Source organism: Microbacterium sp. GCS4, assembly GCF_001262495.1.
In the GTDB taxonomy this organism is placed as follows: domain Bacteria; phylum Actinomycetota; class Actinomycetes; order Actinomycetales; family Microbacteriaceae; genus Microbacterium.
Genome location: NZ_LGYE01000002.1, coordinates 427,771 through 445,927, shown reverse-complemented (window position 1 = coordinate 445,927; position 18,157 = coordinate 427,771). Strand labels below are relative to the sequence as shown.

Annotated in this window: 20 protein-coding genes; 9 read left to right on the top strand and 11 right to left on the bottom strand. The window is 69.9% G+C overall.

Annotated features, from left to right (window positions below):
- Nucleotides 1-90: 90 nt before the first annotated feature.
- Both AKH00_RS09310 and AKH00_RS09305 read left to right on the top strand, forming a co-directional pair.
- A complete protein-coding gene (locus AKH00_RS09310) occupies nucleotides 91-363 on the top strand; it encodes a DUF6412 domain-containing protein (RefSeq protein WP_050722919.1) in 273 nt (90 codons plus the stop codon).
- A gap of 63 nt (nucleotides 364-426) precedes the next feature.
- Nucleotides 427-1,200, top strand: a complete 774-nt coding sequence (locus AKH00_RS09305) for a YidC/Oxa1 family membrane protein insertase (protein WP_050722437.1) — start codon at nucleotides 427-429, stop codon at nucleotides 1,198-1,200.
- 27 nt (nucleotides 1,201-1,227) lie between these two features.
- Here AKH00_RS09305 and AKH00_RS09300 read toward each other — a convergent pair whose 3' ends face one another.
- From AKH00_RS09300 to AKH00_RS09290, 3 genes are all read right to left on the bottom strand, one after another.
- Nucleotides 1,228-2,163 (bottom strand): EamA family transporter, encoded by a 936-nt coding sequence (locus tag AKH00_RS09300; protein ID WP_050722436.1) that lies wholly within the window; start codon nucleotides 2,161-2,163, stop codon nucleotides 1,228-1,230.
- A gap of 26 nt (nucleotides 2,164-2,189) precedes the next feature.
- Nucleotides 2,190-3,071: an SDR family oxidoreductase gene (locus AKH00_RS09295; protein WP_050722435.1), complete on the bottom strand. Its 882-nt coding sequence runs from the start codon at nucleotides 3,069-3,071 to the stop codon at nucleotides 2,190-2,192.
- 113 nt (nucleotides 3,072-3,184) lie between these two features.
- The gene (locus tag AKH00_RS09290) at nucleotides 3,185-3,535 is read right to left on the bottom strand and encodes a DUF7882 family protein (protein WP_050722434.1); all 351 of its coding nucleotides are present in this window, start codon (nucleotides 3,533-3,535) and stop codon (nucleotides 3,185-3,187) included.
- A gap of 89 nt (nucleotides 3,536-3,624) precedes the next feature.
- On the opposite strand from AKH00_RS09290, the gene AKH00_RS09285 reads away from it, so the two are divergent.
- The 5 genes from AKH00_RS09285 (at nucleotide 3,625) to AKH00_RS09265 (ending at nucleotide 7,063) form a co-directional block, all read left to right on the top strand.
- Nucleotides 3,625-3,966 carry a DUF7882 family protein gene (locus AKH00_RS09285; RefSeq protein ID WP_050722433.1) on the top strand — a complete coding sequence of 114 codons (342 nt, stop codon included), beginning with the start codon at nucleotides 3,625-3,627 and terminating at the stop codon, nucleotides 3,964-3,966.
- 66 nt (nucleotides 3,967-4,032) lie between these two features.
- The gene (locus AKH00_RS09280) at nucleotides 4,033-4,605 is read left to right on the top strand and encodes an FHA domain-containing protein (protein WP_200903833.1); all 573 of its coding nucleotides are present in this window, start codon (nucleotides 4,033-4,035) and stop codon (nucleotides 4,603-4,605) included.
- Complete coding sequence (locus tag AKH00_RS09275) at nucleotides 4,602-5,015, top strand: CBS domain-containing protein (RefSeq protein ID WP_050722432.1); 414 nt, start codon at nucleotides 4,602-4,604, stop codon at nucleotides 5,013-5,015. The genes AKH00_RS09280 and AKH00_RS09275 overlap by 4 nt, the downstream gene beginning before the upstream one ends.
- Complete coding sequence (locus AKH00_RS09270) at nucleotides 5,012-5,521, top strand: CinA family protein (RefSeq protein ID WP_050722431.1); 510 nt, start codon at nucleotides 5,012-5,014, stop codon at nucleotides 5,519-5,521. The genes AKH00_RS09275 and AKH00_RS09270 overlap by 4 nt, the downstream gene beginning before the upstream one ends.
- 117 nt (nucleotides 5,522-5,638) lie before the next feature.
- The gene (locus tag AKH00_RS09265; RefSeq protein WP_050722430.1) at nucleotides 5,639-7,063 is read left to right on the top strand and encodes an HNH endonuclease signature motif containing protein; all 1,425 of its coding nucleotides are present in this window, start codon (nucleotides 5,639-5,641) and stop codon (nucleotides 7,061-7,063) included.
- 58 nt (nucleotides 7,064-7,121) lie between these two features.
- On the opposite strand, the gene AKH00_RS09260 is transcribed toward AKH00_RS09265, so the two are convergent.
- The 6 genes from AKH00_RS09260 to phnD form a co-directional block, all read right to left on the bottom strand.
- Entirely contained in the window at nucleotides 7,122-8,210 is a 1,089-nt protein-coding gene (locus tag AKH00_RS09260) for an alcohol dehydrogenase catalytic domain-containing protein (RefSeq protein ID WP_050722429.1), read from the bottom strand.
- 10 nt (nucleotides 8,211-8,220) lie between these two features.
- Nucleotides 8,221-8,940 (bottom strand): phosphonatase-like hydrolase, encoded by a 720-nt coding sequence (locus AKH00_RS09255; RefSeq protein WP_050722428.1) that lies wholly within the window; start codon nucleotides 8,938-8,940, stop codon nucleotides 8,221-8,223.
- Nucleotides 8,937-10,085, bottom strand: a complete 1,149-nt coding sequence (locus AKH00_RS09250; protein ID WP_050722427.1) for a TIGR03364 family FAD-dependent oxidoreductase — start codon at nucleotides 10,083-10,085, stop codon at nucleotides 8,937-8,939. Before AKH00_RS09250 ends, AKH00_RS09255 begins: the two co-directional genes overlap by 4 nt.
- Entirely contained in the window at nucleotides 10,082-11,815 is a 1,734-nt protein-coding gene (gene phnE, locus AKH00_RS09245; protein WP_235556734.1) for a phosphonate ABC transporter, permease protein PhnE, read from the bottom strand. Before phnE ends, AKH00_RS09250 begins: the two co-directional genes overlap by 4 nt.
- Nucleotides 11,812-12,693, bottom strand: a complete 882-nt coding sequence (gene phnC / locus AKH00_RS09240) for a phosphonate ABC transporter ATP-binding protein (RefSeq protein WP_050722425.1) — start codon at nucleotides 12,691-12,693, stop codon at nucleotides 11,812-11,814. The genes phnE and phnC overlap by 4 nt, the downstream gene beginning before the upstream one ends.
- Nucleotides 12,694-12,823: 130 nt before the next feature.
- Entirely contained in the window at nucleotides 12,824-13,756 is a 933-nt protein-coding gene (gene phnD / locus AKH00_RS09235) for a phosphate/phosphite/phosphonate ABC transporter substrate-binding protein (RefSeq protein ID WP_050722424.1), read from the bottom strand.
- 171 nt (nucleotides 13,757-13,927) lie between these two features.
- Between phnD and AKH00_RS09230 the strand changes: the two genes are divergently transcribed.
- Complete coding sequence (locus AKH00_RS09230; protein WP_235556733.1) at nucleotides 13,928-14,671, top strand: GntR family transcriptional regulator; 744 nt, start codon at nucleotides 13,928-13,930, stop codon at nucleotides 14,669-14,671.
- A gap of 218 nt (nucleotides 14,672-14,889) precedes the next feature.
- Here AKH00_RS09230 and AKH00_RS09225 read toward each other — a convergent pair whose 3' ends face one another.
- Complete coding sequence (locus tag AKH00_RS09225; protein WP_082297533.1) at nucleotides 14,890-16,167, bottom strand: sensor histidine kinase; 1,278 nt, start codon at nucleotides 16,165-16,167, stop codon at nucleotides 14,890-14,892.
- Nucleotides 16,168-16,392: 225 nt separating this feature from the next.
- On the opposite strand from AKH00_RS09225, the gene AKH00_RS09220 reads away from it, so the two are divergent.
- Nucleotides 16,393-17,046, top strand: coding sequence for a response regulator (locus AKH00_RS09220; protein ID WP_235556732.1), 654 nt, complete (start codon nucleotides 16,393-16,395; stop codon nucleotides 17,044-17,046).
- Between the two features lie 42 nt (nucleotides 17,047-17,088).
- On the opposite strand, the gene AKH00_RS09215 is transcribed toward AKH00_RS09220, so the two are convergent.
- Entirely contained in the window at nucleotides 17,089-17,955 is an 867-nt protein-coding gene (locus AKH00_RS09215) for an EamA family transporter (protein WP_050722422.1), read from the bottom strand.
- Nucleotides 17,956-18,157 lie beyond the last annotated feature (202 nt).

Below are 18,157 nucleotides of genomic sequence, written 5' to 3'. Positions count from 1 at the left end.
CCTCGAGGCTACGCCCGGAGCGGACAGCCCGTCCGCTCCCGGCCGCGGCACGGACGCCGGTGTTACGCTCACGGTGAGGGAGGTGTGCGCGTGAACGAGTGGTTCGGTCAGATGCTGACCTTCGTCGCGTCCGCGCTCGGCCTCGTCGCCCTGCCCGATGCCGCCGCCCTCGGTCTCGCGATCGCGCTGATCGCGCTGACCACCCTCACGATCGCCGTCGCGCTGAGCCTCGCTCCCCCGACGCCGCGCAGCGCCCCGCATCCGCTGCGCGCGATCGACGCCTCGACGCTGCTCGCGCAGAGCGATCCGGATGCCGCGGGGCATCCTCGTCCTCGTGCGCCGGGAGTCGCCGTCGCCGCGTAGTCCGTCTCTCGTACGGGACCGCGCGGCCTTCGCCGACCCTTCCCGACACACGAACGGACTTCCATGGACATCTTCGCCTTCCCTCCTCTCGCCGCCCTCCTCGACGCCGCCTACGGCGCGCTGGCCGGCCTCGCCACCCTCGTCGGACCTCTCGCCGGAGCATCCGCCGCGGCCCTCGCGGTCGTGCTCGTGACCCTCCTCGTGCGTGCCCTGCTGATCCCCGTCGGCTTCTCGCAGGCCAAGGCCGAGCAGACCAGAGCGCGCCTCGCGCCGCGGCTGCGCGAGCTGCAGAAGCGCCACAAGAAGAACCCCGAGCGACTGCAGAAGGAGATGATGGAGCTCTACCGCTCCGAGAACACCTCCCCCTTCGCGGGCATGCTGCCGGTGCTCGCCCAGGCGCCGGTCGTGGGCCTGATCTACACGCTGTTCCTGCGCCCCGAGATCGCCGGGCACCCCAACGACCTGCTCACGCACGAGCTGTTCGGCGCACCGCTCGGCACGAGCCTCGTCTCGGCGCTGTTCGGCGGCACGGCGACACCCGCGACCTTCGCCGTGTTCGGCGCGCTCCTCGCGATCATCGTGGCGGTCGCCGAGGTGTCGCGGCGAGTCTTCCGCCCGGTGCCGGTCGAGGGTGCGGAGGAGTCTCCGCTGAACTCGCCCGCCATGATGCGAGTGGCGGGAGCCCTGCACTACCTGACGGCCGTGTTCGCGGCGTTCGTGCCGTTGGCCGCCGCGCTCTATCTGACCGTCACGGTCGCGTGGACGCTCGTGCAGCGGGTGCTCCTGCGACGCCGGTATCCGCTTCCGGTCCCCCGGGCGGCCGCCCGAGTCGCGTGAGACGAAGCCGCGGATCGGGACTCGAGATCAGTCGGGCAGCGGGAGGGGGCCGGTGAACGGACCGGCCTCCTCCTCCTTCCGACGGCGTCGCGCATCCTTGTCCTGGCGTCGCGCACCGAGCGTCGTCCCGACGCTGGCGGCGACCACGAGACCGATCGCGAGCAGCTTGAGCGGCGTCGCCGACTGACCGAGCACGAGCCAGCCGGCGAGCGTCGCGAAAGCGGGCTCGAGGCTCAGCAGCACGCCGAACACCCGCTGCGGCAGTCGCCGGAGCGCGGCGAGCTCGAAGCTGTACGGGATCACCGACGACAGCACGGCGGTGATCGCCGCGAGCAGCAGGAGCTGCATGTCTCCCGCCACGGTGACGGCTGCGGGCACCCCCACGGGGATCAGCAGCACCGCGGCGACGGCGAGCCCCATGGCGAGCCCGCCGCTGCCCGGGATCACAGCGCCCACGCGTGCGCTCATCCGGATGTACATGATCCAGAACCCGGCCGCGACGAGCACGAACAGGACGCCGAGCGGATCCAGCGGCTCCGCTCCGATCAGACCGTCGATCCCGAGCAGGACCATGCCGAGCAGCGCGATCCCGACCCAGGCGAAGTCCGCGAGGCGGCGCGTGAGCACCGCGGCGAGGATGAGCGGTCCGAGGAACTCGATCGCGACGGCGGGCCCCAGCGGGATGCGGTCGATCGCCGCGTAGAAGAACGCGTTCATCGCCGCGAGCGACAACCCGAACAGCGCCGCGGCCGTCCACTGCTGCCGCGTCCACCCCCGCGGGTTCGGCCGCACGATCACCAGTAGCAGCAGCGCCGCGATCGCGACCCGCAGCGAGGTCACTCCCCACGGGCCGAGCACCGGGAAGAGCTGCGCCGCGACGGCCGCGCCGAAGGGCAGCGACAGACACGATCCGATGACGAGGGCGACGCCCACCAGCGGGCGGGAGGACGCGGACTGCTGCACCCGTCCAGCCTAGGCCGCGCGGGCCTCTACAGGTGCTTGCCCCCGGTCACCGGGAGCACCGCTCCCGAGGTGTACGAGGCGTCGTCGGAGGCCAGGTACACGTAGGCTCCCGCGAGCTCGGACGGCTGGCCGGCCCGACCCAGGGGCGTGTCCTCGCCGAAGGTCGCCAGACGTTCGGCATCCCACCCTGTCGCCGGGATGAGCGGCGTCCAGATCGGGCCGGGCGCCACGGCGTTCACGCGCACGCCCCGCGGACCGGCCTCTTCGGCGAGCGCCTTCACGAAGGCGACCTGGGCCGCCTTGGTCATGGCGTAGTCGATCAGGCCCGGCGACGGCTGGTACGCCTGCACGGAGGCCGTGACGATCATGCTCGCGCCGGGCTCCAGGTGCGGGAACGCCGCGCGCGCCGTGAACAGCATCCCGATGAGGTTCGTGTCGAACACCCGGCGCATCCGCTCGGTGCTGAGGGACTCGAAGCCGTCGATGTCGTGCTGATAGGCGGCATTGAGCACGAGGATGTCGAGCCCGCCCAGCGCGCTGCGGGTCTCGGTCACCACCCGGGTCGCGAAGTCCTCGTCGCGCACGTCTCCCGCGAGGCTGAGTGCTGTGCGTCCCTCGGCGCGGACGAGCGCGAGAGTGTCGTCGGCATCCTTCTGCTCCTCCGGCAGGTGGACGATCGCGACGTCTGCTCCCTCTCGGGCGTAGGCGATCGCCACGGCGCGGCCGATGCCCGAGTCGCCTCCGGTGATCAGAGCTCGTCGCCCCTGCAGCCGTCCGTGGCCCCGATACGTGCTCTCGCCGTGATCGGGATCGGGCCGGGTCTCGTCGGTCAGCCCCGGCTGATCCTGCTGCTGCGCGGGGAAGCCCTCTTCACGATGCGCGTGGCGCGGGTCGGTGGTGTCGGTCATGTCGCTCCTCTCGATCCGTGTCGTTCGAGACTCGCGGGAGCCGGCCGAGGTCGGCAGGGGGTTGACACGATCGCACGCGTCGCCCGGTGCGCGGGTCGCGCGGTGCGCGCGCGTCAGACCGGCGGCGTGACGGAGTCGTCGACGTGGTCGGCCGACGAGCCGTGCGGGTCCTGCGGTTCGGGGACGAGATACAGACCGCTGGGAGCATTCGCCGTGTATGCGAGGGCTTCGATCCAGGCGCGGTTGATCGACGGCTGACGACTGCCGAAGTACTTGAACACGAGCGAGCTGCCCGGCTGCACCCAGACGGTGGTGCGACCGCCGCCGACGCTCGCGTCCTCGCGCCAGCTGAACGGGAAGGGCTCGGCGCGGCGGAGCTTGGCGGTGATGACGAGCTGGAGGTGCGTGAGCGCGCGGTCCTCGATCTCCGTCTTGACGTTTCCCTCGTAGATGAACTTGCCCATCGGCCCCTCTCCTCACTCTCGTCTCTCGACCGGGGGCGCCGAACCACATCCCCTGTCGGAGCGGCGCGTACCTGCGTAGCGTCGATCCTATGGGAATGATCTACTACGACGGTGCGGACAATCCGATCCAGATCGACGATCGCGCCCTCGCACATCTCAAAGTCGTGATCTCGACGAAGCTGCGTCGCAACGAGAGCTTCACGCTGAGCTGGCAGCACCCCGAAGGCGACGCTCCGGGCCGCACCACGATCTGGTTGCATCCCTCGATCCCCCTGCGCTTCATCTTCGACGACCCCGCCCCCGTCGAACTCCGCTCCGAGTGGATCGCCGCGATGGCGAACTCGGCCAGCAGCACCGGAGGAATCATGCTGGTGCCGGAGGATGTCCTCCCGGCGCTCGAATTCGGGGAGTCGGACGACGCAGAGCGCTGAAGTCAACCCCCTGCAGAACGTCACCCCGCGCGGTAGCGTCGACACACGACCCGAGGAGGCCTTCTCATGAACGCACGGCACATCGACGACCGCCCGGACGAGGGCTACACGCCCGAGACGACGCACGCCGAGTACGGCGCGGGCGATCCCCGGTTGAGGATCAACCACGACGACGACCGATCCGAGTTCGCGCTCGAGGCCGAGGTCGTGCGCATCGGATCCGCCGCCGAGGCCGACCTGCGGGTCCCGGGCGCCGACCCGGTTCACGCCACCATCACGCACGACGAACGGGACGAGTACGTCCTGGAGATGCACGGCGAGGGCGGGATGAACACCAACCCCGCAGCGGATGCGACGCATCCGGGCGACCGGACCGAGACGCTCCGCACCGGCGCACAGTTCACGATCGGCGATTGGTCGTTCACGTTCGCTCGCGAGGAGTTCGCGGACCACGGCCGCCCGTTCGGCGGACGCCTCGGCGGCGAGTACTCCGACCAGCCGCTGCAGGAGCCGCGCCCGGACTACTCCGACCAGGCGGACGAGGCGCACGAGGCGGATCCCGCGTCGGGTTCGGATTCCGCGCCGGGTTCTGGTGCCGTGTCCGAGGGGGCACCCGACGACCCGGATGCCGTGCGATGACGACCGCGCGGGAGATCATGACGCAGAGCCCCCGTTGCATCGGCGTGAATGACTCGTTGCGCATCGCGGCATCCGTCATGGCCGATCTCGACGTCGGCGCGCTGCCGATCTGCGGAGAGGACAGAAAGCTCAAGGGCATGCTCACCGACCGCGACATCGTGGTGGGCGCGGTCGCCAAGGGCATGGATCCCGAGACGACTCCCGCCGGCCGGCTCGCGAAAGGCGCTCCGGTGACGATCGCGGCCGACGACGACGTACGCATCGTTCTCGAACGCATGCAGCGTCACCAGGTGCGACGTCTCCCCGTGATCGAGAACCACCAGTTGGTAGGCATCGTCAGTCAGGCCGACGTCGCGCTGTCGCTCTCGGCGGCCTCGACGGGCAAGACGGTCGAGGGCATCTCGCAGTGACCGCAGCGCAAGACGCCCTGGAGAGACTGAGCGAGATCGCGCAGGAGCGCGGGCTCCGCGTCTGCGTCGTGGAGTCGCTCACCTCCGGCCGCCTCGCGAGCACGATCGGAGCGGCCGAGGGGGCCGGCGAGTGGTTCGCCGGTGGCGTGGTCGCCTATCTCACCGACGTCAAGGAGCGCGTGCTGGGGCTCACGCCGGGAACGGATCCGGTCTCGGCGTCCTGCGCCGAACAGCTCGCTGCGAGTGCGCGGGACCTGTTCGACGCCGACCTGTGTGTCGCGACGACCGGCGTGGGCGGCCCGGGGCCGGACGGCGGGCATCCAGCGGGAACCGTCTTCCTCGGATGGGCGGGGCCGGACGGCATCGGACACCGGATGCTCGCGCTCGCAGGCGATCCGCGCGAGGTCCTCGACGAGACGGTCGACGCGGCCGTGAAGCTCTTGGCGTTCCATGCGGAAGGGCTGCGCGCCCCGGGGCCGCGCCGAGAGCGCGCCGATGTGCCCTGAACCGTGAGCGCGGCGCGGCGCGGCGCGTCGCGTCGCGTCGCGTCGCGTCGACGAGGATGCTGGTATGTTCCGTGACTGACCCTCGGTAGTTTCGAACCTTTGTTCTAGGCTGGGGGTATGACCCGGCGCACCGATCTCGACCTCGACATGGAGGAGCGGTGCCGCCTGCTCGATGACTGGGTCGACACCCGGCGGCGGATCGCGGCACTCGAAGCGCATGCGGCCGACCTGCTGATCGAGCGGATCGCGGTACACGACGCGGACGTGGCCGAGAGCCCGTTCCACCGTGATGCGATCTACCGGTCGATGATCGCCGAGTACGCCGCCGCCGGACACATACCGCGTGCGACGGTGGAGCACGCGTTCACCGACGCCCGCACCCTCTCCCGCGACCTGCCGGCCGTGCGTGCGGCGTTCGCCGCCGGGACGATCACGGCCGGGCATGTGCGGGAGATCGTGCGCGCGAGCGGGATCGTGGGTGAGGCGGTCCGCAACAAGGTCGTGGACATCGAGACGTTTGGGCTGTTCGAGCAGTCCGTGCTCGTCGTCGCCGAACAGGACACTGCCGCCCGCACCCGCGCGCACGCCCGCAAAGTCGCCGCCACCCTCGCCGGCCAGACCCTCCTCGAACGCCACCGCCGCGCCACCGACGAACGATGCGTGAGCGTGCGCTCCGTCGACGACGGCCTCGCCCTGCTCACCGCCGTGCTCCCCGAATGGCTCGCCGTCGCGATCGCCGACCGCCTCACCCGCATGGCCCGCGAGGTCATCCGCACCCGCAACGACCGCGAACCCGTCCTCCCGCCGCTCGCACCCTCCGCCCCCGACGATGAGTTCGCGCGCGACCTCCTGCCCGGCGATCCCCGCCTCGACGCCGACCAGGGGCAGAACATCATTCACGGCGAAGACGGAACGTACACGACCGACCCGCTCGCCGGACTCGTAGACCCGCTCGCCGGACTCGTCGACCCGCTCACGGATCCGTCCAGCCCCGACATCGAGCACGTCCCGGCCGATGAGCGCACCCTCGACCAGATCCGTGCCGACCTCCTCACCGACCTGCTCCTCGCCTCAGCCCCCTCCGAGACGCTCGGCACCGGACTGGACACCATCCAGGCCCGCATCCAGGTCACCGTCGCCGCGACCACCCTCACCGGCACCGACGACCGGCCCGCCGAACTCGACGGCCACGGCCCCCTCCACCCCGACATCGCACGCGGCCTCGCCGGACGACACACCGGATGGTCCCGCCTCTTCCTCGATCCCACCGGACTCGTGACCCAGACCGACACCTACACCCCCACCGCACCCATGCGCAGGTTCCTTCGCGCCCGCGACCAGCACTGCCGCTTCCCCGGATGCCGCATGCCGGTGCATCGCTGCGACATCGACCACACCCACGACCACGCCCTCGGCGGACGAACACGCACCGACCCCTACCGATGGACCGCACACCAGCAACCCGGCGGTCACATCACCTGGACAAGCCCCCTCGGACGCACCTACACCGACCCCCCACGACGACGCGTCATGTTCACCTGACGCACGCGCGTCCGCGAGGCTGACGTGGGTGTGCGCTCGTTCGGCACGTGGGCATGCTTCAGCGCCCGGGCACGAGTCCGATCCGCAGCGGTGCGTCCGGGGCGGTCGCCGCGACGAGCGCCTCGTCGATCGCCGCGAGCGGCCGGACTTCCCCGACCGCGTCGGCGAAGGGGTACGCCCGCCCACGTCCGGCGAGGAAGGCGACGGCCTCGGCGAGCTCAACTCCGGTGTAGTTGTGCACGCCGGCGATCGTCACGAGGCGACGCACCGCGCTCTCGGCATCGAACGGCACGGGATCAGCCGGGAACACACTGCCGACCAGTACGACCGTTCCGCCCGTGGCCACGCCCTCCAGGGCCTGCGACACCGCACGCCCCGACGCCTCGATCACGACGTCGGGATCGCGGTCGAGGCACGTGGCCCCGAAGCGCGACGCCAGTGCACGACGCAGCGGGTTGGGGTCGAGGACCTCGACCGTCGCGCCCCGCTCCACCGCGATCGCCGCGGCCGTGAGCCCGACCAGACCCGCGCCGTGGACGCGGACGGCGGCGCCGTCGAGATCCCGATCCCGGGCCGCGCGGGCGACAGCCGCCCACGCCGTCGCGGTCGCGCACGAGGCGGGAGCGAGCACCGAGGCAGGGAGCGACTCCGGCGCGCGGACGATCGCGGTCCCTCCCCGCACCTGCACATGGCTCGCGAACGCCCCGGTGAGGTCGCCGTGCACGCCGATGCGGTCGTGCCCGTACTTGCCGAGCGTGCGGCACTTCTGCGACAGGCCGCCCGCGCAGCGGTCGCAGGTTCCGCACGAGATCGTCACCGACCACACCACTCGGTCGCCGATGCGCAGCGGTGTGCCGTCGACCGCGGTGGCACCCTCATCGCCCGTCGCGATCACGCGACCGACGCACTCGTGCCCCAGCACCAGGGGCACGGGCGCCGCGCGCCGGCCCTGCACGGTGTGCACGTCGGAACCGCAGATGGTCGACAGCTCGACCGCCACGAGCACGTCGTCGTCGCCGAGCGCCACTCCGGGCACCGCGATCGTCTCGTGCGGATGGCCGTCGCCGATCCACACCATCGCCGTCGCGGCGGGGCGCAGTGTGACGTCGCGGCGATGGCCAGGGGGTCGGATCAGCAGGGTGCCCATGTCCCGCGCCTCAGGAGGTCGCGACGAGACGCAGAAGTCCGTGCTCCGCCAGCGACCCGCGCAACGCCGAGACGTCGGCGAGCACCGCGTCGGCCCCCGCGCCCGACAGAGCGCGGAAGTCGTGAGCACCCGTCAGGACCCCGGCCACGAAACCCGCGCCGGCCCGGCGTCCGGACTCCACGTCGCTGACGGTGTCCCCTGCGACCGCCACCGCCGCGACCGCGGAGGTCCCGGTGCGCATCAGCGCCGTGAGAACGAGGTCGGGAGCGGGCCGTCCACGTCCGGCATCCACCGGCGAGAGCGCCAGATCGACGAGTCCGCGCCAGCCGAGGCCGTCGAGCAGCGCATCACGGGTGACGGGCGCGAACCCCGTCGTCAGCACGACAGCGAGTCCCGCGTCCTTGAGATCCTGGATCGCGTCGGCAGCACCCGGGATCGGCGACACCCCCTGCTCGGCGACGATCTCGGCATAGGCGCCCTCGAACGCGGCGGTGGCGCGCCTCGCCGCCTCCCGGTCGCCGCCCGCGAGATGCGTGAACACGTCGATCTTCGACTGGCCCATGGTGTCGCGGACATACTGCAGAGCGTCCTCCCACGGCATCCGGTCGGCGACGCCCGTGCGTTCCGCCGCGCGCTGGAAGGCGGACTCCACGACGCCGTCGTCGCGCACCGTGGTGCCTGCCATGTCGAGGACGACGAGTTCGAGGGGTCGGGGTTCGTGAGCGGTCATGGTGTTCCTTCCATAGCGGGTGTCCACCCGAAGGCGGCGGTGAGATTCTCTTCGGCGAGCCCCAGTCCCGTCGTCATGCCGATGCCGGTGGTCGCGGCGAGCACCAGCACCCCCTCGACGCCCCTGTCGACGAGGAACTCCTGCGGCCCCTTGGCGTAGACCCCCTGCCAGCGCTCCAGCACGCGCGGGGCACCAATCTCGAAGAGAGCCTCGGCCTCGGCAAGGAAAGCCGCGAACGCAGCTTCGGGCTGGAACGGCGGCGGCGCGGTCGCGGTCGCATGCGAGTCACCGAGGATGAGCGTGCCGTCGGGCAGCTGCGTGTACATCTGGTTGAGATCGAGCGCGGCGAGGTCGGGCCGTTCGGCGTGCAGTCGCTCGCGCAGCGCCTGAGCCGCCGTCGACTCCGCGAAACGCCCGTACCGCACGAGCGACCAGCCCGTGAGCAGCGGCGCCGACAACGGCCGCGGAAGATCCGCCGCGATGCGCATCATGTCGAGCGCGCAGCGCTCGATGCCCACCCGCTCGGCGACCTCGGGCAGCAGCTGGTCGACGTCATGGTTCGCCGCGACCACGACGGCCCCCGCCGAGATCACCCCACGCGTCGTGCGCACCGCGCCCGTCGCGACCTCGAGCGCCGCCGTGCGGAACCGGAACTCGACGCCGAGCGACGTAAGATGCCGCACGATCGCGGGGGCCGCCGCGCGCGGGTCGGTCTGCAGATCCGTCTCGATGTGGGCGCCGCCCACCAGCCCCTCGACGCGAAGCGGCGCCCGTCGACGCAGCTCCGCCGCGTCCAGCATCCGGATGCCGCCGTCCTGGGCCGCATGCTCCAGCACGGCGATCTCGTCGACGTGACGGGCCGCGACCAGCGTTCCCGACTCGCGGAGCCAGAACCCCGCGTCACGCGACAGCCGCAGCCAGATGTCACGCGACGAGTCAGCGTAGCGCCGGGCCTCGCCTGTCTGCGCACCGATGCACAGGTGCCCGAAGTTGCGGATCGTCGCGCCCACCGGAGCGTCCGAGCGGTCCACGACCACGACCCGGAGACCCCGGCGGACGGCCGCATAGGCCGCACCGAGCCCGACGATGCCCGAGCCGACGACGATGAGGTCCGCGGAGTCCCGGAAGGTCCACCCGCCGATCATCGGAACACCTTCCGCATCCACATCGCGAGTCCCTCGACGATGAGCACCGTGACGAGGATCATGAGCACGATGGCCGTGACGGTCTCGTAGCGCGAGCCCTGGCTGGCGTTGAGCAGGTAGTAGCCCACGCCCCCTCCGCCCACGATGCCGAGGATGGTCGCCGCGCGGATGTTGGTGTCGAGCATGTAGAAGCTGTGTCCGATGAGCGCCCGCACACCCTGCGGCACCGTGGCGGACGCATAAGTCTGCAGCCGAGTGGCGCCCACCGCACGCAGAGCGCGCTCCGGTCCGCGGTCGACCTCCTCGAACGAGTCCGCGATGAGCTTGCCGAGAAGTCCGATGCCGCCGATCGCGAGAGCGATCACGCCCGCCTGCGCGCCCAGCCCCGTGACCACCACGAGCACGATCGCGAGGATGAGCTCAGGGATGCCCCGGATGCCGACGAGCAGGAGGCGCGCGATGCCACGGACGCCGGGGCCAGGGGCGACGTTCGACGCCGCGAGCGACCCGAGCAGCAGCGACGGGAGCAGCGTCAGCACGGTCGCGGCGAGGGCGATCGCCACGGTGTCGCGCATCGCGAGGAACATGGCGGAGGCGTCGTAGCTGCCGAACGACGGCGGCCAGAACTTCACAGCGACCTCGGGCAGCTTGGCCCAGAAGGTGACGAAGTCCATCCAGTTGATCTGGCTCACGACGACGCTGCCGATCACGACGAGTACGGCGATCGCCACGCCGATCGTGTTCCGCACGCGCTCGGCCGTCCACGGCCGACGCACGGCGGTCTGCGGCGAACTCGCCCACGCCGGACGTCCGGTCGACGTCCCGGCATCCGCATCCCGCATCCGCGGGTGGATGATCCGGTCGATCCACGAGCGCGTGTGCTTCTGCTTCCCGAGCATCGCCCCGCGCACCGTGCTCGACACGATCTCCATGACGATGCAGAGCACGAAGATGACGAGCGCGATCCCCAGGCCCTTGCCGTAGTTGAGAGCCTTGAACGCGTACGACATCTCGAGGCCGAGACCCGCGACGCCGACGTAGCCGAGCACCACGCTGCCGCGCAGGTTGATGTCGTTGCGGTGCAGCACGGTCGCGACCCAGCTCGGCAGCACCTGCGGGAGGATGCCGGCGGTGAACTCCTGCACTTTCGAGCCGCCGGCGGCGCGGATCGCGAGACGGGGGCCCTCGTCGATCTGCTCGATCGCGTCGGCGAACATCTTCGAGATCATGCCGATCGAATGGATGCCGATCGCGAGGATCCCGGGCAGTGTGCCCAGCGAGAACATGAGCACGAACGCCATCGCGAGCACGACGTCCGGAAGTGCTCGGGTGAGCACGCCGACGAATCGCGCCGCGATCCGCCAGCCGTTGCCGGGGGTCGTGTTCGCTGCGGCGAGATAGGCGATCGGCACCGACAGCACGGCGGCGAGCAGCGTGCCGACCAGCACGAGACCGACTGTCAGCGCGATGAGCCACACGAGGTCGCCGAACTCGGGGAACGACAGTCCGCCGACGCGGGCCATGAAGTTCTCGGCGTTGCCCCAGCTCTGCACCATCGCGGGGATCGAGATGTCGACCTCGCGGACGGCGAGGATGCCGAGGACCACGAGCGCCAGCAGCGTCAGCCCGGCGGCGATGCGCTCCGGCGAGATCGGACGACGAGGTGCACGTGCCGCGACGGGTCCGCCGCCCGCAGGCATCGGAGAGGCAGAGGTGTCCAGGAGCGTCACGAGACGGAGGCCCTGCTCACGGCTGCGGAGGCGGCGACGGCGGCTTCCCGGTCGACCTGCGCGACGTCGACGGCGGTCTCGGTGAGCTCGACCTGCACGGCCCGGATCTCGGCCGTCGACGTCGCGACGCGTCCGTAGATCTCCATGACCTCGGCCTTCGTGAGGGCGGTCGTGGGGGTGTCGAGCACGACCTCGCCGTGGCGGAGGCCGACGATGCGATCGGCCCAGGAGATCGCGAGGTCGACCTGGTGGAGGCTGCACACGACAGTGAGCCCCTCGTCGGCCGCGATCTCGCGGATGAGCGCCATCACCTGGTCGCTCGACTCCGGGTCGAGCGAGGCGACGGGCTCGTCGGCCAGCAGGATGTCCGGCTTCTGCATGAGGGCGCGCGCGATGGCGACGCGCTGCTGCTGCCCGCCGGAGAGGGTGTCGCTGCGCTGATACGCACGGTCGAGCAGGCCGACGCGGTCGAGGTGCTCGAGGGCACGGAGCTTGGCGGCCCGCGAGTACCCCCACAGCCCGAGGCGCGGCCCGCGGACGGTCGACAGCGATCCGGTGAGCACGTTCTCGAGCACGGTGAGCGAGGGCACGAGCTCGAACTGCTGGAAGATGAAGCCGACGCGGCTGCGGAGCGCGCGCAGGGCCCGGCCTTTCAGCGCGGGCACCTGCTCGCCGAGCACCTGCACGGAACCGGCCGTGGGCACCTCGAGTCCGTCGAGGTGCCGCAGCAGGGTCGACTTGCCCGAGCCGGACAGGCCCAGGAGAACGACGATCTCGCCGCGCGCGACCTGGAGCGACGCGTCTTTCAGGGCCGTGGTCGAGCCGAAGGTCTTGGTCACGCCGTCGAGGCGGATCAGGGAGTCGGATGCTGCGTTCATGGTGTTCTCCCGGGAGTGAGGTCGTCGTGGAACTCGGTCGTTGAGCGAGGAGCGAAGCGACGAGACGAAACGCGCAGTGTCGACACGTTTCGTCTCGCCGCGCTCGCTCAACGAACGGGCGGGTGCGAGGTCAGGCCTTGCACTGCTCCGCTTCGGTCTCCGTGCAGATGTCGCGGATCAGGTCGTAGTACGCGTCGTCGACCGGCTCGGTGGCGTGGAACACGCTGCGGAACGAGTCCGAGTCGGCGCTGTCGATGCCCGCGGCGATGATGTCGTCGATCGTGATCTGGCCGAGCCCGTCGATGAGCTCCTGCGCGACGTCGTCGGGAAGGGTCGAGGAGTAGACCAGCGGGGCGCCGGGGACCATGGTCTCGTCGATGACCTTCACCTCGTCGGACTTCGCGACCTCGGAATCCTCCGCGAATCCGACCTCGCACTCGACGCCTTCGCCGACCTTCTGCACCGACACGTCGTGCTTGCCCGCGAAGACCGGCGTGATGTCGGTCGTCGGGTCGATCCCCGCCTCGAGCAGGTTGTACGAGGGGAAGAGGTAGCCGGAGGTCGAAGACGGATCCACGAAGCAGACCTTCTTGCCCGCGAAGTCCTCGATGCTGTCGATGTCGCTGTCGGCGGGAACGATGGCCTGGGAGTAGTAGCCGGGCTCCTGGCCCTCCTCGGTGACGATCGAGGAGATCGGGGTGAGCTTCGCACCGTTGTTGGTGGCGGTGACGTACGTGAAGCCCGAGAAGGAGGCCACGTCGACCTTGCCGGCGACCGCGGCTTCGATCAGCGCGGCATAGTCAGTGGACTCGTGGTACTCCACGGTCTTGCCGGTGATCTCGGCGATGTAGTCCATGAGCGGCTGGTAGTTCGTCTCGGTGTCCACCGAGTCGGGGACCACGCCGAACACGAGCGTGTTCTCGTCGACCGCGAACCCGCCGGTGGCGGACGCCGTGTCGACGTCGGAACCGGAGCCGTTCGCCTCCGCGGCACCGGAGCAGCCGGCGAGACCGAGCGCGAGAATCGCTGCGCCGGCGAGGACGGGGAGAGCGCGAAGCTTCATGAGGACCTTTCAGAGGTGTGAGGGGGTGATCCACGGGTAACTCTGACAGGAGGAAGCGCGACATATGTACCTAACTCGGAAGAGTTCAGGTGTCGTTCACCGGGGATTCGTGCGGATGAACGCGCATCGAACAGCGAGACGGGCGTCAACATGGCGAAGTAGTATGCCTATGTGGCCGAAGCTGTGTACACCCAGATCGCCGACGACCTGCGCACCCAGATCGCGACGGGGGCGCTGCGCCCGGGAGACGACGTCCCCACCGAGGCGGAGCTCGCCGAACGATGGAGCACGTCCCGCGGACCCATCCGCAACGCGCTGGCGCGTCTGCGCGGAGAGGGCCTGATCGAGACGGGTCGCGGGCGTCCGGCCCGCGTGGTCGCGCGCAAGGCGAGTCAGGCGGTCGACGTGTCGGTCCCGTTCACCCGGTGGGCGCGGGAGCTGGGCGTCGCCCCGGGAGCCGAGACCCAGGAGCTGAGCCTCCGCCGCGCCGGCGATCGCGCCGAGCTGCTCGGCGTCGCGCCGGAGGCCACGATCGTGAGCGTGGTGCGCCTGCGTCTACTGGATGGACGTCCGACCATGCTCGAGCGACTCTTCTATACGGAGGTCCCCGGACGGAGGCTCTTCGAGGTGGACACGGATCAGATCTCCATCACCGAACATCTGGCGTCTATCGGCCATCCGATCGTGGGACTGCAGCATCAGATCGATGCCGTGGCAGCCGATGAGCAGGATGCGGCGCTGCTGCGTGTCCCGCAGGGCACCCCGATCCTTCGCCTGATCCGCATCTCGCGGGATGCGGAAGGCCGGATCTTCGAGGCATCGGAGGACCGTTACCTCAGCGAGGTCGTGCGGTTCACGGTCGCGGCATCCGGGATATCCACAGACGGACACTACATGCGCGCCGTAGGCGGCTGAACCGGCGTCCAACGAACGAGGGCGATGCGCGCAGCGAACGGCGGAGAACCTGATCGGTTCCGGAGAAGCCGATCGCGAGCGCGATGGGGATCAGATTCCAAGGATCGCGCTCGCGATCAAAGCGCTGGGGATGCGCTATTTCTGGGGTAGTACCAAGGTAAGCGTCCCGGTGCACCAAGGAACACCATCGAACGTCGAGACATTGCCTAGACTTTCGTCTAGTTCTGCTTGCGCCTCGCCCTGCGGAGAACTCGAGTCTCGACGCGGGCACCTTCCGAGGACTCTACCGCCTCCGCGCTCGGTGCGCCGACATCCGCGGCGGGCGCGTCGTCCGTGTCCCGCGCCTGGCGGGCGATGGGCAGGTGGGCGGCGACGACCCAGCGGCCGTCGACCTCGCCGGCGCTGAACTCGCCGCTCGCGCCGAGCACGCGCTCGGCCATGCGGCCGATGCCGGTGCGGCTGGACGAGAGTTCACGCCGGGGGCTCGCCGAAAGAGGGCTGCCGATGGTCAGCCCTGCGGCGTCGTCCGTCACGTCGAGGCGGATCTCGATCTGCCCCTGCCCCGCGTACTTGAGCACGTTGGTGGCGGACTCGCGCATGATGCGCGCGAAGATGATCTCAGCGGCACGCGGAATGCGCTCATCGGCGGGGTCGCCCACGAGCAGCACGGTGTGGCCGGCTGATTCGAACTCCTCGGCGGCCTCGGAGATCGAGGCGGCGAGGTCGCCGGTCGGCATACCCGCTGCGCGGGGACCGTCATCGGCGAGATCGATCACGAAGCGGAGGTCCGTCATAGCCTTGCGGGCCGCGATGCGGATGGCCTCCTGCGACGCCGGACTCGCGTCGGCGTCGTCGAGCATCTGCACGTGCAGCGACACCACCGTGAGGTGATGGGCGATGCTGTCGTGCAACTCGCCGGCGATCCATCGTCGCTCGGCGAGAACCGCCTGTCGTTCCTGTTCGGCCTTCTCGGCCAGTTCCACCTCGAGTCTGCGCCCTCGGGCGAAGGCGAGTCTCAGCGCGTATCCGATGGCACCGGACACCGCCGCGCTGATGAGGAAGATGCCGACACTGATGTTGGCAGGGCCTTCCGGGTCGGAGAGAGCGACGAGCGCCGTCGCGACCAGGAACAGACCTGCATAGGAGAGGATCAGGGCGTTCCACCCGAGGCGCATGATCAGACCGGCCGCGAAAGCGGCGGCGATCAGGACCTGGGATTCACTGCCCGTGAGGAAGGAGAGTGCGAACACCACGGCGAGCGCGCATGTCGCATAGAGAGGAGACCAGAGATAGAGGCCGAGCGAGACGGTCGTCGCGACACCGATCGCAGCGACGAACGGGTCCACCCCCGGAGGGACGAAATACCCGATGACGTCGACAGTCAGGATCGTGACGAGGATCGCGAGAACGAAGATCCGTTCCAGGGCGATCAGCTTCTCGCCCTTGCCGAGACGCGCGCCCGTCGTATCCCGTGCGCTTCTCGGACTTAAAGCCATGCTTCAGTATCTCCTATTCGCCAGATATATTAGCGAGTGAAGCCAAAGAACTTACCGACACCCTGCCAAAAAGTCATATCAATTCACCTCCTGAGTTGGTCTTTTGTGAAGTCGTGATTACATCTTCTCGGCGATCTGAGCTCCGCACATCTGTCTTTCCGCTAGAGCTGACTAGACGAAGGTCTAGTCCTTCGCTGATCGACGCGCCGCAGGTAGGCTTCCTGCATGCCGGAAATCCGTGTCGTGATCGTCGATGACGATCCCCTCGTGCGCTCTGCCCTGTCCCACTTCGTGTCCCGCGACCCCGAGATCACCGTGATCGCCGAGGCGGAGACCGGACTCGAGGGCATCGACACCGTCGAACGCGAGCGTCCAGACGTCGTGATGATGGATGTGCAGATGCCCGAGATGAACGGCATCGAGGCCACCGCCGTGATCGCCGAACGCTGGCCGGAGATCCGCATCCTCGCCGTGACCACGCTCGACGGCAGCGACACCGTTCTGCCGATGCTCAGCGCCGGCGCCTCCGGCTACATGCTCAAGGACTCCAGTGCCGCGAGCATCGTGTCGGCCGTGCGCGAGGTGTACAGCGGCCAGAGCTCGCTGTCGCCGCGGATCGCCTCGCTGCTCATCAAGCACGTGCGCGACACCGAGCCCGTCACGAGCGACGGCACGCTCGAAGAGCTCACCGACCGTGAGCAGGAAGTGCTGCAGCGCCTCGCCCAGGGCATGTCGAACGCCGAGATCGCACGGTCGCTGATCGTGTCCGAGGGGACGGTCAAGGCCCACCTCGGACGCATCATGTCGAAGTGGCACGTGCGTGATCGCGTGCAGATCCTCGTGACGGCAGCCCACGCGGGACTCGTCGAGTTCCGCTGAGATCGGGTCGACCGGATCCGCTCACCGCGCCGACGGCACGATTCACAGCGCCAGCAGGACGATGCCCGCGGCGACGACCGCTGACGCTGCGATCCGCCACCCGGGGCGACTCTCGCGCAGCACGAAGACGCCGAAGAGGCTCACGAGCACGACGCTCACCTCGCGCAACGGCGCGACGAGCGCGACCGGCGCGATCTGGATCGCCGTGAGGACGAGGATGTACGACAGCGGCGACAGGATGCTGAACGCCGTGATCCGCCGCCACTGCGTCGTCCACAGCATCCGCACGGCCGACCACCGCCCCCGCACACCGACCGTGTAGAAGGGGATCTCGAGCAGCGTCGTACCCACCATGAACGCGACCGGCGAGAGACTCCAGGTGCGCACGGCGTTGGCGTCCCAGATCGTGTACGCGGCGATCGCGACGCCCGTCAACAGGCCGAACACGAGCCCGGGGTCGATGCGTCGCCGCACGCCGCCGGAGCGCCCGCGGTCGACGAGCCCGATCGCGACCACCCCCACGATGATCGCCGCGACGCCGAGCAGTGCCACGGCCGAGGGGCGTTCGCCGAGCAGCAGCACCGCGACGATCACCGACAGGAAGGGTCCGGTGCCGCGGGCCGTCGCGTACACGGTGGACAGATTGCCCTCGCGATATCCGCGCTGCAGCACGGCCATGTAGAGCACGTGGAGCACGCCGGACACCGCGACGCCCAACGTGAAGCCCCACAGGTCGTCGGTTCCGAGTCCGCCCGTGAACGGGATGACGCCGAGCCACACGACCGTGCTCCCGACCGCGCCCCACCAGAGGAACGGCGTGCCCGCCCGGCTCACGCCGTGCGCGATGACGTTCCAGGCCGCGTGCGCGAGAGCAGCGGTGATGACGAGGACGAACGCGAACGCGGACATGACCGACCCTTCCCTGCGTCGCGAGGCGCGACGAAGAGGGTCCTCCGGGCTTTTGTCCTGTCAGATGACGGCGTCCCTGCGGAGGGAGGCCGTGGCGCCGCTCGGACCAGACGGGGCGATCCCGACCGTCCGGCCGGCATCGCGCCCCGGAACCCTAGGCGCTATCGAGATCCATGGTAACGGCGGTGCGTGAACGCGCGGT

Coding starts and splice junctions, on each gene's coding strand:
- AKH00_RS09305 (WP_050722437.1), top strand. CDS start 427: ATGGACATCTTCGCCTTCCCTCCTCTCGCCGCCCTCCTCGACGCCGCC.
- AKH00_RS09295 (WP_050722435.1), bottom strand. CDS start 3,071: ATGACCGACACCACCGACCCGCGCCACGCGCATCGTGAAGAGGGCTTC.
- AKH00_RS09290 (WP_050722434.1), bottom strand. CDS start 3,535: ATGGGCAAGTTCATCTACGAGGGAAACGTCAAGACGGAGATCGAGGAC.
- AKH00_RS09285 (WP_050722433.1), top strand. CDS start 3,625: ATGGGAATGATCTACTACGACGGTGCGGACAATCCGATCCAGATCGAC.
- AKH00_RS09280 (WP_200903833.1), top strand. CDS start 4,033: ATGAACGCACGGCACATCGACGACCGCCCGGACGAGGGCTACACGCCC.
- AKH00_RS09275 (WP_050722432.1), top strand. CDS start 4,602: ATGACGACCGCGCGGGAGATCATGACGCAGAGCCCCCGTTGCATCGGC.
- AKH00_RS09265 (WP_050722430.1), top strand. CDS start 5,639: ATGACCCGGCGCACCGATCTCGACCTCGACATGGAGGAGCGGTGCCGC.
- AKH00_RS09260 (WP_050722429.1), bottom strand. CDS start 8,210: ATGGGCACCCTGCTGATCCGACCCCCTGGCCATCGCCGCGACGTCACA.
- AKH00_RS09255 (WP_050722428.1), bottom strand. CDS start 8,940: ATGACCGCTCACGAACCCCGACCCCTCGAACTCGTCGTCCTCGACATG.
- AKH00_RS09250 (WP_050722427.1), bottom strand. CDS start 10,085: ATGATCGGCGGGTGGACCTTCCGGGACTCCGCGGACCTCATCGTCGTC.
- phnC (WP_050722425.1), bottom strand. CDS start 12,693: ATGAACGCAGCATCCGACTCCCTGATCCGCCTCGACGGCGTGACCAAG.
- phnD (WP_050722424.1), bottom strand. CDS start 13,756: ATGAAGCTTCGCGCTCTCCCCGTCCTCGCCGGCGCAGCGATTCTCGCG.
- AKH00_RS09225 (WP_082297533.1), bottom strand. CDS start 16,167: ATGGCTTTAAGTCCGAGAAGCGCACGGGATACGACGGGCGCGCGTCTC.
- AKH00_RS09220 (WP_235556732.1), top strand. CDS start 16,393: ATGCCGGAAATCCGTGTCGTGATCGTCGATGACGATCCCCTCGTGCGC.
- AKH00_RS09215 (WP_050722422.1), bottom strand. CDS start 17,955: ATGTCCGCGTTCGCGTTCGTCCTCGTCATCACCGCTGCTCTCGCGCAC.